13 protein-coding genes and 2 tRNA genes are annotated in these 12,215 nt (G+C 59.5%); 11 read left to right on the forward strand and 4 right to left on the reverse strand.

Features of this window, described 5'->3' with window-relative positions; all coding sequences use genetic code 11:
* Positions 1 to 4: 4 nt before the first annotated feature.
* From ACQK2G_RS05970 to ACQK2G_RS05985, 4 genes are all read left to right on the forward strand, one after another.
* Positions 5 to 1,153, forward strand: a complete 1,149-nt coding sequence (locus tag ACQK2G_RS05970; RefSeq protein ID WP_425404110.1) for a hypothetical protein — start codon at positions 5 to 7, stop codon at positions 1,151 to 1,153.
* A 211-nt stretch (positions 1,154 to 1,364) separates the two neighbouring features.
* Positions 1,365 to 1,586 carry a YodC family protein gene (locus ACQK2G_RS05975; RefSeq protein ID WP_425404111.1) on the forward strand — a complete coding sequence of 74 codons (222 nt, stop codon included), beginning with the start codon at positions 1,365 to 1,367 and terminating at the stop codon, positions 1,584 to 1,586.
* A gap of 108 nt (positions 1,587 to 1,694) precedes the next feature.
* On the forward strand, positions 1,695 to 1,949 hold the full coding sequence (locus tag ACQK2G_RS05980; protein ID WP_425404112.1) for a caspase family protein: 255 nt from the start codon (positions 1,695 to 1,697) through the stop codon (positions 1,947 to 1,949).
* Positions 1,950 to 1,961: 12 nt separating this feature from the next.
* Positions 1,962 to 2,429: a tyrosine-type recombinase/integrase gene (locus tag ACQK2G_RS05985; protein ID WP_425404113.1), complete on the forward strand. Its 468-nt coding sequence runs from the start codon at positions 1,962 to 1,964 to the stop codon at positions 2,427 to 2,429.
* 61 nt (positions 2,430 to 2,490) lie between these two features.
* Here the strand turns inward: ACQK2G_RS05985 and ACQK2G_RS05990 are convergent.
* The 3 genes from ACQK2G_RS05990 to ACQK2G_RS06000 form a co-directional block, all read right to left on the reverse strand.
* Positions 2,491 to 2,561, reverse strand: a tRNA-Ser gene (locus ACQK2G_RS05990).
* A gap of 318 nt (positions 2,562 to 2,879) precedes the next feature.
* Positions 2,880 to 3,191 carry a helix-turn-helix domain-containing protein gene (locus ACQK2G_RS05995; protein WP_425404114.1) on the reverse strand — a complete coding sequence of 104 codons (312 nt, stop codon included), beginning with the start codon at positions 3,189 to 3,191 and terminating at the stop codon, positions 2,880 to 2,882.
* 239 nt (positions 3,192 to 3,430) lie between these two features.
* Positions 3,431 to 3,505: transfer RNA gene (locus tag ACQK2G_RS06000), tRNA-Thr, on the reverse strand.
* Positions 3,506 to 3,770: 265 nt separating this feature from the next.
* On the opposite strand from ACQK2G_RS06000, the gene ACQK2G_RS06005 reads away from it, so the two are divergent.
* The 3 genes from ACQK2G_RS06005 (at position 3,771) to dcd (ending at position 6,300) form a co-directional block, all read left to right on the forward strand.
* Positions 3,771 to 5,369: a hypothetical protein gene (locus tag ACQK2G_RS06005; RefSeq protein ID WP_425404115.1), complete on the forward strand. Its 1,599-nt coding sequence runs from the start codon at positions 3,771 to 3,773 to the stop codon at positions 5,367 to 5,369.
* Between the two features lie 192 nt (positions 5,370 to 5,561).
* On the forward strand, positions 5,562 to 5,729 hold the full coding sequence (locus ACQK2G_RS06010; protein WP_425404116.1) for a hypothetical protein: 168 nt from the start codon (positions 5,562 to 5,564) through the stop codon (positions 5,727 to 5,729).
* 16 nt (positions 5,730 to 5,745) lie between these two features.
* Positions 5,746 to 6,300: a dCTP deaminase gene (gene dcd / locus ACQK2G_RS06015; protein ID WP_425404117.1), complete on the forward strand. Its 555-nt coding sequence runs from the start codon at positions 5,746 to 5,748 to the stop codon at positions 6,298 to 6,300.
* A gap of 32 nt (positions 6,301 to 6,332) precedes the next feature.
* Here dcd and ACQK2G_RS06020 read toward each other — a convergent pair whose 3' ends face one another.
* Complete coding sequence (locus tag ACQK2G_RS06020) at positions 6,333 to 7,613, reverse strand: hypothetical protein (RefSeq protein WP_425404118.1); 1,281 nt, start codon at positions 7,611 to 7,613, stop codon at positions 6,333 to 6,335.
* 423 nt (positions 7,614 to 8,036) lie between these two features.
* Between ACQK2G_RS06020 and murA the strand changes: the two genes are divergently transcribed.
* The 4 genes from murA to ACQK2G_RS06040 all read left to right on the forward strand — a co-directional run bounded on the left by murA (position 8,037) and on the right by ACQK2G_RS06040 (position 12,191).
* Positions 8,037 to 9,317, forward strand: a complete 1,281-nt coding sequence (gene murA, locus ACQK2G_RS06025; RefSeq protein ID WP_425404119.1) for a UDP-N-acetylglucosamine 1-carboxyvinyltransferase — start codon at positions 8,037 to 8,039, stop codon at positions 9,315 to 9,317.
* A 56-nt stretch (positions 9,318 to 9,373) separates the two neighbouring features.
* Entirely contained in the window at positions 9,374 to 9,820 is a 447-nt protein-coding gene (locus tag ACQK2G_RS06030) for a DUF2948 family protein (RefSeq protein WP_425404120.1), read from the forward strand.
* Positions 9,821 to 9,980: 160 nt separating this feature from the next.
* Positions 9,981 to 11,126, forward strand: coding sequence for a homogentisate 1,2-dioxygenase (locus ACQK2G_RS06035; protein ID WP_425404121.1), 1,146 nt, complete (start codon positions 9,981 to 9,983; stop codon positions 11,124 to 11,126).
* 45 nt (positions 11,127 to 11,171) lie between these two features.
* Positions 11,172 to 12,191 (forward strand): fumarylacetoacetate hydrolase family protein, encoded by a 1,020-nt coding sequence (locus ACQK2G_RS06040; RefSeq protein WP_425404122.1) that lies wholly within the window; start codon positions 11,172 to 11,174, stop codon positions 12,189 to 12,191.
* The last annotated feature ends 24 nt before the right edge of the window (positions 12,192 to 12,215 follow it).

Raw genomic sequence — 12,215 nt, forward strand, 5'->3', positions numbered from 1 at the left:
AGACATGCCGCGATCCAAGAAAGCGGAGCTGATCCGGGAGACCGAGCAGGAAACGCTGAGCCGCACTCCCGGAAACCTGACGGAGGCACGCCGGACGTTCCGCGAGGAACTCAGCTATGCGGATCAACTCCGGCTCGCGGAGGAAATCGTCCTGACGCGCGGCCAGGAACTGTGTCTGGCCTACGCCAATGTGATCAGCCTCACCTTCGGCTTCGCCCGGAAACGGTCGAAGTCCGACCCCGCCAAGAAAATCCTGCGCCGGGACGTCTCCGTCTCTTTCATTGTGAAACGGAAATGGGGCGAGGGGCAGGCCGTGAAGGGCCAGGAACTGCCGAAGTATCTCTTCGCATTCTGGAAGGTCGGGCGAAAGCGGAAGCTTTGCGCGGTGCCCACCGATGTCGAGGCGGCGGACGACGTCATGCAGGCCGAACCGCTGTCGGCGAAAAGTACGGCGCTGGTCTCAGACCCCGCGGGCCAGATCGGCGTTACCGGGGCGATCACCTGCGTCATCAAGCGCAAGAAAAGACCGTTGCCCTATGCCATCAGTTGCAGGCACGTTCTTTCCATGTCGGACGTGCGGCACGGAAAACCCGGCGGCGGCAACCCTGTCTCCATCTACAGGGGTGGGGGAGGGGCCCTCGCCGTCTCTACCGGAATACGGGGCCCGCTTTCCGGAAACCGGCGATCCTACAGCCTCGACGTCCAGCTTGCCGGGATCCTGGATGGGAAGGAGGATGCGTTCCGACAGACCATGCTAGACTTGGAGATCACTGACTATGTCAGAAGCAATGCCGATATCCCGCGCCGCTTCGACATCTACCGTCCGCCCACGAGACACGATGGCGAGTCGCAGAGGCGGTCAGAGCGGGTAACGGCCGATCTCGTGCGCTTCCACTACAACCGCCTTTTGCCGTATCATCAGAGTATCGGACGCATCCTCCACGAGCTTCTGCTTGAGGTGCGGGCGTCGCCAAGAACGATGAAAGGCGACAGCGGCTCCCCGGCCATCACGACCGACAAGACCAAGCTGGTCGGCATGCTGATCGCCGGACAGGGCGATCTGTCCTACCTGATACCGGCCTGGTACCTCCTGAACCCGGTGCAATACGGACCGGGGAGGGAAAGAGAACGGTGGAAACTGCTCTACGTGTAGAGCCGTCATTCTTTGCCCGCCGCGATGCTCTAGAAAAGACTCGGGCAGATTGGGAGGGACTGAACGATGCGAGGCGATGGCCTGTTCTAAGCGATAGTGGTTCCCGGAATCCTTCCCCATTTCTTTGGAGATCCGTTGGTTGCCGATTGGCCACGAGGTGACAAAATCGGGCATAATTTCACTGAACTATGAGCGACCGTTGGAGGGCATAATGGAGTTCGTCCCGGGAGATGTTGCTCGTCTGAAATCTGGCGGGCCATCAATGACAGTCGAAAATGTGGGTCAAGCTGCAATGACCCAAGAGGACACCGTTTGGTGCGTTTGGTTCGAGAAAGTTGGTAACAAGCAGATTGCGCAGCGTGAGACTTTCGCACCAGTTACATTAGAAAAAAAGGAAAGAAAGGTTGGGCAGCAACGTTTGGTTCGCACCTGATCCGCATAGCCTTGTGACATTGGAGGATTTGTTTGACTAGCAGCCCATCATCGGAATTGGAAACGACCTCTGACAAAATCGGAGGCTCCAATGGGAGTAGAATGTTGAATGGCATTTCATGGATTATTCATTGGAATTGACCGGTACAATTCACCGGCCGTTAACGAGCCAAGGTGCGCCAGAAGGGACGCTGTAGCTCTTGAGGCGCTGTTCTCCGATACACTTGGCGGCCAAACAAAGCTTTTGACTGACAAGGATGCCACAAGGGCAGGTATTGAAGCTGAATTTGAGCGGCTTACTAGATGCTCGTCCGAAGACTCCGTCGTTATTGCATTCTCCGGACATGGTGACCTGCTCCCCTGAAGAGTCCGTGTTTTGAGGTTAGTCTGTTCTCTGACTGAGGAGACAGATGATAAAGAGAAGCCGTTTCACGAAAGAGCCGGACTAATTCACGTTGTCCAGGAGAAGACCGGGACGTCGGTTTGGATTCCCATTCATGACCGTCTTCGACCTGAACTCGAATCCGCAACGAGATCTGCCAAAGGCATTTACATTGTCACCCGTGAAGATGGTCAACCGTATGCCGTGGAAGGATGGAAATCAGTGTGGCAGCGCGACAAAGAAGCAGTAGGTCTTGCCCACACGACCAAGCACGGACTGCGCAAGAACGCGAGCATTGAATTGATTGAGGCGGGTTGTTCCGAGGAGATGGCCAGGGCGATTACCGGCCACAAGTCCTCGCAATCGCTTTCTATCTACGCCAAGGAAGTTCGACAGAAAGCCATGGCAAAGATGGCGGTAAAACTGTGGAACGTAGCACCCGTCGAAAAGGTGGAATTGTAAATCCGCCTAAGCGGCGATTGTAAAACCGCTGACCCGATTCTCTTTAACTTATTGAAATCATTGGCGCGCCCGGCAGGATTCGAACCTGCGGCCCCAGGATTAGGAATCCTGTGCCAAGTATGTGATGGGCGCGTTCTTAATCGGAACTGACCCGGATTGCCTCACTGTCGCAGAACTAAAAGCTATCTAGATCAAGCTGGCTCTGATGGTTTGCAGTCCAGACACTCATCTGCGTTGGGAGCAGATATGCTTTCAGTTCAAGCGACCGAAAACCAATATCCTTTTCAAGGCTTGCCGATCTAGTGTGACGTGAAATCTGACACGAATGTTGCTGTACGGGCGGTGATGTGACCACTTGGTGATATTTGGTCGGAGCATTAACTGATCAAGCATGGGCAGACCGAAGGCCAAGTCAGTAGCGCCGAGGCTGTTGATTGTCTGCCTCTCAATCTAGGTGTCATTCTGACGTGTCTGCTTCCCGCTCCTTCTTTCCCTTCTGAGTGCCTCGAAATCATACAAAGGCGTCTTGTCGCGAGTCAGGCGGTTGGGCCGGGATTGGGGAGATGGACTTGCCAGGACTCTGCGTTGCTCAATGAACGTCAAAAGGTCGTTAGGAACAAAGTAGCTGCGGTTGCTGATCGCAGCGAAAGGGATCTCGCCCTTCGTTACCAGACGATTGAATGAACGCAAGGGGATCCCGAGGCGGGCTGCCGCCTTGGCGGCCGTCAACAGCAATACCGAGTCATCGTCGATCTGATCCAAGATGCCCGACCCAATGGCTTTGTTCTTTTTCGTTTGGCGGCGTTACACGCACGTCCGTCGCGCATTGAGTTTGCTTAGAACCCCGCCATTCTTCCAGCATTGAGTTGGGGCCTGTAGTTGGTCTGCACCGGGCCCATTCTTTAGGTCGCCAAAGCGGATTTCTATTCTGGACATCTATGGGGCACGAAATTTTCGAAGAAATCCGTGACTTAAAAAATACAGCAATTTCAGTGGGATGGTGGTGCTGCCGCAGAGATTTGAACTCTGGACCTCTCCCTTACCAAGGGAGTGCTCTACCCCTGAGCTACGGCAGCGTCGATCGCGGTGACCGATCAGGTTCCGTCGCGCGCCGGGTCGTGGACCCGGGTGCCTTTCGGAACGGCGCGGTGTATGCCATACGCTGCCCGGGCCTGCAAGCATGGAGGGACGGCCCGGGTGCGTTTTCCGGAACGGGCAGATCGACGGCCCGGAAAATGGGCGGAAAATGGCTCTGAAAGGGCGCAAATTAGGCCTCTGCGATCAGCGCGAGAATCCCTTACATTAGAAGAATTCAGACTATCCGACGTAACCGGAAACTGCATGACACCCTGGGAAAAAGCACTGGAAGAGGGGAACCCGCAAACGGCGGCACAGCTTTCCTATGCGGCCTATGCCGAAGGGCGGCGCGACCTTGAGACGGCGGTTTTCGCCTTTCGGGCCCAATGCGGTACCGGGTATTTCGAAGAGGCGGTGGAGATCCTGGCCGACAACCCGAAAGCGGCCCAGACCACCGGCAGCTTCATCTCCTTGCTGAACATGATCGCCATGACGGGCGCGATCGATCTGGTCGACAATTTGGACCTGTTTCCGGTGATGCAGGCGAATGAAACCCAGCATCCGGGGGTGTCGGAATTCGGTGTTCGCATCGCCGCCCACTGCCTGCGCCGCGATCCCGAACATGCCCGGGCGCGGCTGTTTCTCCATTCAATCCTCCCGACCCTGATCGCCAGGCAGGATTTCAACCTGCTGCGCTGCGCCCTGGTGCCGGTCGCGGAGGCGGATCGTACATTGATGTTGCAGCGGATCACCGGTGCCCTGGGCGGAGTTCCCGCCCCGCTCTTGCCCGAGGTCGCCCGTTTTTCCGCCGATTCCACGGATATCCTGTGCAGCGCAGAGACGGTAGAGGGCGGCTTCGATTCCGTCTTCCCGCCGCGATCCATCGTCTGGCGCGTGGCCAACGGCGCCGGGCGGATGCAGCTGGCGGAAGACGAACCGGCGGTATTGTCCCAACCGGTTCTGGATCGGGGTCGAATCACGGCAAATGCGCGGGCCTTGCAGCAGGCGGCGGCGGACTTCCTGGCCGCCGCCCTCGGACATCCTTACGACCGGTATGGCGGGATAAGCGCGGAGGCTTCGCCGATCATCGTGCTGTCCACCGGCCGTGTTGGCACGATGGCGATGGAAACCCTGCTGAAGCGGTCCGATACGCTCAGGCCGTTCCATTCCCTCAACCTGCAAGTGGAAACGGGTGATCAGAACGCCCTGCTGTACAAACTCATGGCGGAGCGTCCGTCCGATTTTACGCGCGATATCCGGACGGCGCTGCACTATCGGTTCAGCGAATTCGCCTTTTGCCATGCGGCCGGTAAGACCCCGGTGATCGTCAACCATCTGGACACCGTCACCGCGCCGATCCTGTTGGGCGCCTTCCCGAAAGCCCGACTGATCCGAATGCACCGCGCGCCGGAAAAGACGCTGTTGTCGCTCGCCTACAAGAACCAGTTCGGTTTCCGGCAGTTGCGGCACCTGAAAGGCCGGTTCGAGGACGGCACGGGCGAATTCGTCTTTCGACGCGACAGGACCCTTTCGATCGAGCAGGAATGCAGTTGGTACATGCATGTGACTGATCTTCTGGCCGATATCTTCGGGACGGAACTGGCACGGCCCGGGCGTTTTCTGGATTTGGACATGGAGCAGATTTTCGGCCTCGCGGACGCGCCCTTGGCGCAATTGGCGGATTTCCTGGACGATCCCGCCATTTCGGCCGATACCTGCCGGGAGGTTTTCAGCCGGCGGATCAACGAGAAGAGTTTCTATACTTTTGACCCGGAGCAGGGCGACCTCGGCCGCTTGGCGGTCGCGTGGGACGCGGCGCATTCCACCCTGTCCCGACAGGGCAAATTCGATCCGTCTGCCTGACCCATTCCGTGACGATTCGGTAATCCCGGGCCGGATGCCGAAAGGCCGGGTTTTCTGCAGGATGTGCCGAACGCGGATTTATTCATTCAGCTTAAAGGCTTGCACATTGTGTTCGGTCTTCGCTATGGGCTGCCTTGAGGTTGTCCGGCGGATATCCACAATGTCCGATCTGGGGCCGGTCAAGCAGGGTTGATGAAAACGATGTCGAGCGGCAAGGCTGGAAAAAGCGGTAAACCGGACCGTGACGAGCGGCTGGCGGAACGTTTGCGGGAGAACCTACGTAAGCGGAAGCAGCAGGCGCGCACACGCGCTTCGACCGTTTCGGAAGAACAGTCCGGCTCGTCGGACGAACGTGACTAGGGATTAGGAGCAGGCCATGGGGATCATGCCCGATACGTGGATTCGTGAACGCGCGCAGAAGGACGGGATGATCGAGCCCTTCGTCGACTCCCAGAAGCGCGAAGGCACGATCTCCTTCGGCGTTTCGTCCTATGGCTACGACGCCAGGGTATCGGACGAATTCCGAATCTTCACCAATGTCGACAACGCGATCGTCGATCCGAAATCCTTTTCTGACAGCAGTTTCGTCGAACGGCAGACCGATGTCTGCATCATCCCGCCGAACAGTTTCGCCCTGGCGCGCACGGTGGAATATTTCCGCATCCCGCGCGACGTGCTGGTCATTTGCCTCGGCAAATCGACCTATGCCCGCTGCGGCATCATCGTGAACGTCACGCCGCTGGAACCGGAATGGGAAGGGCATGTGACGCTGGAATTTTCCAACACCACGCCACTGCCGGCGAAGATCTACGCCAATGAGGGCGCCTGCCAGTTCCTGTTCCTGCAGGGGGCGGGACCGTGCGAGGTTTCCTATGCGGACCGGGCCGGGAAATATATGGGGCAGACCGGCGTCACGCTGCCGCGCCTTTAAGTGTCGCGGGGAGCGGCACCGGTCAACGGTGTTCAGTTAAGACTGAACACCGGCAGGCGCGATATCCGGGCGTCGATTTTCGCCAGCATGTCCCGATAGGCCGGGCTGTCGACACTCCCGAACCTATTTTCGAACTCGCTTTGCGGCATGGTCGACGGCAGGTCGTCGATCCTTGGAAACATGTCCTGCTCCTGCCTCAGGCGGGCGATAATCGTGGGCCAGTCCGCCGGTTTCGACTGTTTGAGGAAGATCGCGAATTCGATTCCGGCGCGGTCGGCGGCGATGTCGTCGAAACTGAACCCGCTGCCGCCCTTGTTCGCGTCCAGCAGTTCCTTGTATTCGCCGACGGCGAAGGCGAAGCCGGCGTCGCTGGCGATTTGCAGCCCGGCCGACACGGCGAAATGAGCCCGCAGATCCCGCCGTCCGGCCAATGTCGCGTCCGCGCAGACAGAGCGTTCGCGCATCAGGTCCTGGGGCACGACATTGCCGATCAGAAACTGAAGGTTCGGATGGCCGCATAGAATGGCGATCGCATAGAGCGCCGTCTGCATTTCATAGCGCGCCGTATCGGCGGTGGCGCGATTGGCGGCACGGTCCACGGCAAAATGCAGGAATTGGGCAAATGTTCCTTTCGGGTTCAGCGTCCCGTTCGTCGCCGCCTCGTGCATGTCCAGCCAATAGCCGCGCAGGTCTTCTGCCGTACTGAAGCCCGACACCGTCCGCATCGTATCCTTGGTCCGACTGGCAATCGCCTTTCGGTCAGCCTTTGTCAGGACGACTTCGGTCGTGACGGTCTTCCCCGTGATGCGGGTGTTTCGGACCCCATTGAAAGCGATCGTGCCCAACCCGTCGCCCAGCACCATGTTCAGCAGTTGTTCGGCTGCCGGGATGACCAGGCCCGCTGGCAGGCCGATCTGTCCGATTTGCAGCGAGGCGAGATCGATCCCTTCTACGGCCGGCGTGAATTCCGCAGTCCCGTTCACCCATTTGCCGGTCGGCAGTCGGACCGCGACATCGACAGCGACGCCTCCAGGCTGTACGTCGGCCCTGGCCCTGACTGAAGGCACCGCATGAGAGGCAAAGACAAACGCGCCGTTCAAGTCCTGTTCGGTGAAGCGGAAGGTCCTGTCGCCCCTTTCCTGTTCGGTCAGTTTGCGGAAGCCGAGCACCAGCTGTTTCGCGCGCAGGGCGTCCTCGGGCGTGGCGGCGCGCGTTTCCGCGACCAGCGGCACCTCTTCGGCGGTGAGCAACAGGAAGAGGGCCGGCGACAACAAAATGCCGAGGAACAGGGCAACGAATAACAGTTTCCTCATATCACTAATCCCTGGGGCGGCGTATTCAGATACTGCGTCGTTCCAAGTTTTCCCCGGCCGGCATCCCCAACGCGAAAACCGGCCAAGATATGGATTGGATTCGCCGATTTTGGTTGGTAAGCGTTCGCATCATAAGAAAAGCCGAGGCTAGCGGACAATGATTGTCCGCACAGGCGTATTTACAAACGGGTTTTGCCATCCGTTGGAATCGGATGGACTGAAGCATTGAATTCTGCCTAGTGAGGCCATCCTTGTGAGGTAAGGCCATTTTGTTGCCGCATTGCCCTGATACGGCTGCCGGCTCAAGGCAAATGACGTAGTAGATCGAGACCGAAGAATATGGCCCCGGACGATAATCTTGTATCGCGTATCGAGCAGAGACAATCAGAACAACAATTGGGCGCGCGCCCGCGGGAAAGCGGAATGGATCGAATAAGAATTACCGGCGGCAACCGGTTGAGCGGCAGTCTTCCGATCGCCGGCGCGAAGAACGCCGCCCTGCCGCTGATGGCGGCCGCGTTGCTGACCGACGAGACGCTGGAACTTCAGAACCTGCCCCTGTTGGCGGATATCGATACGCTGGCGAACCTTCTGGTCCAGCATGGCGTGACCCTGACGATGAAAAGCGTCGGGGCGGGCGAAGGCCACCGCAGCCGCAGTTTCGTGATGTCCACGCCGGAAATCACCTCGACGACGGCGCCGTATGATCTGGTCCGCAAGATGCGGGCGAGTGTGCTGGTCCTGGGGCCGATCCTGGCCCGCTGCCGCGAGGCCAAGGTTTCCCTGCCCGGCGGTTGCGCGATCGGGACCCGGCCCGTCGACCTGCATCTGAAGGGCATGCAGACGCTGGGGGCCGAGATCGAATTGGAAAGCGGCTATGTTATCGCCCGTGCGCCCAAGGGGCTGATCGGGGAAGAGGTCGTGTTTCCTTTCGTCTCCGTCGGCGCGACGGAAAACATGCTGATGGCCGCGGCGCTCGCCAAGGGCGAAACGCGGCTGGTCAACGCGGCGCGGGAACCGGAAGTGGTCGACCTTGCCAATTGCCTGATCGCCATGGGCGCGAAGATCGAAGGGGCGGGAACAGACGTCATCAAGGTTCAGGGCGTCGACCGTTTGCACGGCGCCGTCCACCCGGTCATTCCGGACCGGATCGAGACCGGCACCTACGCCATGGCGGCGGCGGCGACGCGCGGCGACGTGGAACTGATCGGCGCGCGGCCGGAAATGATCAAGAGTGTCGTGGAGCATCTGAACCTGGCGGGCGTCACGGTGGAGAAGACCGCTGCCGGCATGCGGGTCAAGGCGGATGAGATCCGCGGGGTCGACGTCATGACGGAACCCTTCCCGGGTTTCCCGACCGATCTGCAGGCCCAGATGATGGCCATGCTGGCGACCGCTGACGGGGCCTCGATGATCACCGAGACGATTTTCGAGAACCGGTTCATGCATGTGCCCGAATTGATGCGCATGGGCGCGAACATCAATCTGCACGGGCGGTCGGCCATGGTGCGCGGGTCCCGCAACCTGAAGGGGGCGGAGGTCATGGCAACCGATCTGCGCGCCAGTGTCAGCCTGGTCATCGCCGCCCTGGCGGCGAAGGGCGAGACCGTCGTCAACCGGGTTTATCATCTGGATCGCGGCTATGAGCGGGTTGAGGACAAACTTGCCGCATGCGGCGCTGACATCGAGCGGATTTCGAGCTAAACAACGGGGTAGGCCGGGCCGGTCATTCGGCCGAAGTGAGCAGGATAGGGGCGGTTTTGAAAGACGGGGACGATCATCTGCGCTTACGGGCGCAGGATCTCGAAGATCTGACTGTGATCGGTGCGATGGTCCAGGACGCCCTGGCCCCTGCCGGCGACATGCGTCTGCTGAAGGAAACTCGTCAATTCGTCATGGTCCTGAACCGTTTCCGCTGGGAAAAGGCGGGCGAGGAGGGACCCTACAGCCGTATCCATTCCGGTCTTCGTTTCGATGGCGTGCAGCGGGTGCAGTTCCGCGGAATCGATTGGCATGATCCGGAAAAGATCATGTCCTTCCTGACCATCGCCTATAGTGACGATCCGGCCGGTGAATACGAAACCGTCGTCATCCATTTCGCCGGCGGTGCGGCGATCAGGATCATGGTGGACTCCCTGCAATGTGCCCTGGATGACCTGGGCGACCCCTGGCCGACGCAGTGGAAACCGGGCCACGAGGACGACTGATATTCGTCCATTCCCCGCAATGGAGTGTTGACCGGGCAGTGTTCCATGACCGTTGCCGGATCTTTCGACACTTGATATAGTTTCATTTGAAACTAATTCTTCGTTCCGGCCGGCTGTCCTGTCCGGCCCCGAATGGCGTCAGACCGGGTGAGGGAATATTATGAAGAACTATATCTCGTTTCCGCGCATGCAGGGCGTTGCCAGCCGTCAGGCGCATGCCGGCCTGCCGGAAGGGACGTTCGAGCGTGAATTGGGCAAGGAAGGGTTCTTCGGCCCGGCCACGCATATGTATCACGCGCATCCGCCGACGGGCTGGACATCCTTCGAAGGAGACCTGCAGCCGCGCGCCTTCGACCTGACGCGCCTGAACGAGGATCAACCCTCTCCCTTCGATGCGCAGACGGTCCTGCACAATGCGCAGACCAAGATCCGGTTCTGGCGCGCGCCTGCGAAGATGGACCATCTGGCGCGCAACGCCGATGGGGACGAGTTGTTTTTCGTCCATGAAGGGGCGGGGGACCTGTATTGCGATTACGGCCACCTCGCCTTCAAGGCGGGGGACTATATCGTCCTGCCGCGCAGCACCATGTGGCGCATCGAATGTTCCGAGCCGGTGACGGCGCTGCTGATCGAGGCGACGAATTCCAGCTATATGCTGCCGGAAAAGGGCATGGTCGGGCGGCATGCGATTTTCGATCCGGCGATGCTGGACATTCCGGAACTGGACGAAGCCTTCCAGGCGCAAAAATCCAACGGCGCGGTGACGGAGACGAAAGTGCGCATCAAGCGCGGCAACCGCCTTGCCACCATGACCTATCCCTTCAATCCGCTGGATGCGGTCGGTTGGAAAGGCGACCTCTCGGTCGTGCGGATCAACGTGAAGGATATCCGCCCGTTGATGAGCCACAGGTATCACCTGCCGCCCTCGGCACATACGACCTTCGTGGCGAACGGGTTCGTGGTCTGCACTTTCGTGCCGCGGCCCTTCGAAATGTCGGAGGACGCCTTGAAGGTGCCCTTCTATCACAACAACGACGATTATGATGAAGTGATCTTCTATCACGCGGGTGACTTCTTCAGCCGCGATAATATCGATGCGGGAATGATGACTTTCCATCCCTGCGGCTTCACGCATGGACCGCATCCCAAGGCGTTGAAGGCTGCCTTCAAACCCAAGAAGGATGCCACGAACGAATACGCGGTGATGATCGATACGCGATCGGCGCTTGAGGTTGGGGGCCTGCCCGCCAGTGTCGAAAACACGGAATATGTAAAAAGCTGGGCCGGTGGCGGATCCTACGAATAGGACCGCCTTACCCTAGAACATTGTTTTCAGAAAAGAGTGGATGGGATGAAGCTTGCGACTTTGAAGACGGGCGCGCGCGACGGCGCGCTGGTGGTGGTCAGCCGGGACCTGACGAAAGCGGTGAAGGCGGAGGGAATCGCGCCAACCTTGCAGGCGGCGCTGGATGACTGGACCGCGGCGGAGCCGAAATTGAAGGCACTGAGCGACAGCCTGAACGGCGGCTCGGCGGAAGGCGTGTTCGATTTCGATCCGAAGGACTGCGAGGCGCCGCTGCCGCGGGCCTATCAATGGGCCGACGGGTCGGCCTATGTGAACCACGTGGAACTGGTCCGGCGCGCCCGTGGGGCGGTCCTGCCCGATAGTTTCTGGACCGATCCCTTGATGTATCAGGGCGGGTCCGACTCCTTCCTGGGTCCGAACGACGATATTCCGACCGGGGACGAGGCCTGGGGCATCGATTTCGAGGGCGAGGTTGCCGTCATAACCGATGATGTGCCGATGGGTGTTGCCGCCGCCGATGCGGGCAAGCATATCAAATTGCTGATGCTGGTGAACGACGTTTCCCTGCGCGGATTGATCCCGGCGGAACTGGGCAAGGGCTTCGGTTTCTTCCATGCCAAGCCGTCCAGCGCCTTTTCGCCCGTTGCCGTGACGCCGGACGAGCTGGGCGATGCCTGGGACGGCGGCAAGGTATCGCTGCCCTTGCTGTCGCATCTGAACGGCGAGTTGTTCGGCAAGCCCAATGCGGGGGAGGATATGACCTTCACCTTCCCGACGCTGATCGCCCATGCGGCGAAGACACGGCCGCTTGGCGCCGGCTGCATCGTCGGTTCCGGTACCGTCTCGAACAAGCAGAATACCGACCACGGGTCTGCCATCGCGGATGGCGGGGTGGGCTATGCCTGTATCGCCGAGGTGCGGATGATCGAGACGATCAATTCCGGACAGCCGAAGACGCCTTTCATGCGCTTTGGCGATCGTATCAGGATCGAGATGAAGGACGCGTCCGGTGCCTCCATCTTCGGGGCGATCGACCAGCAGGTTGTGAAGTATGACGGACCTTGATAGGGATTTTCCCCGCAACAAGTA

The organism is Hwanghaeella sp., assembly GCF_965227365.1.
Lineage (GTDB): Bacteria > Pseudomonadota > Alphaproteobacteria > UBA8366 > Aestuariispiraceae > Hwanghaeella.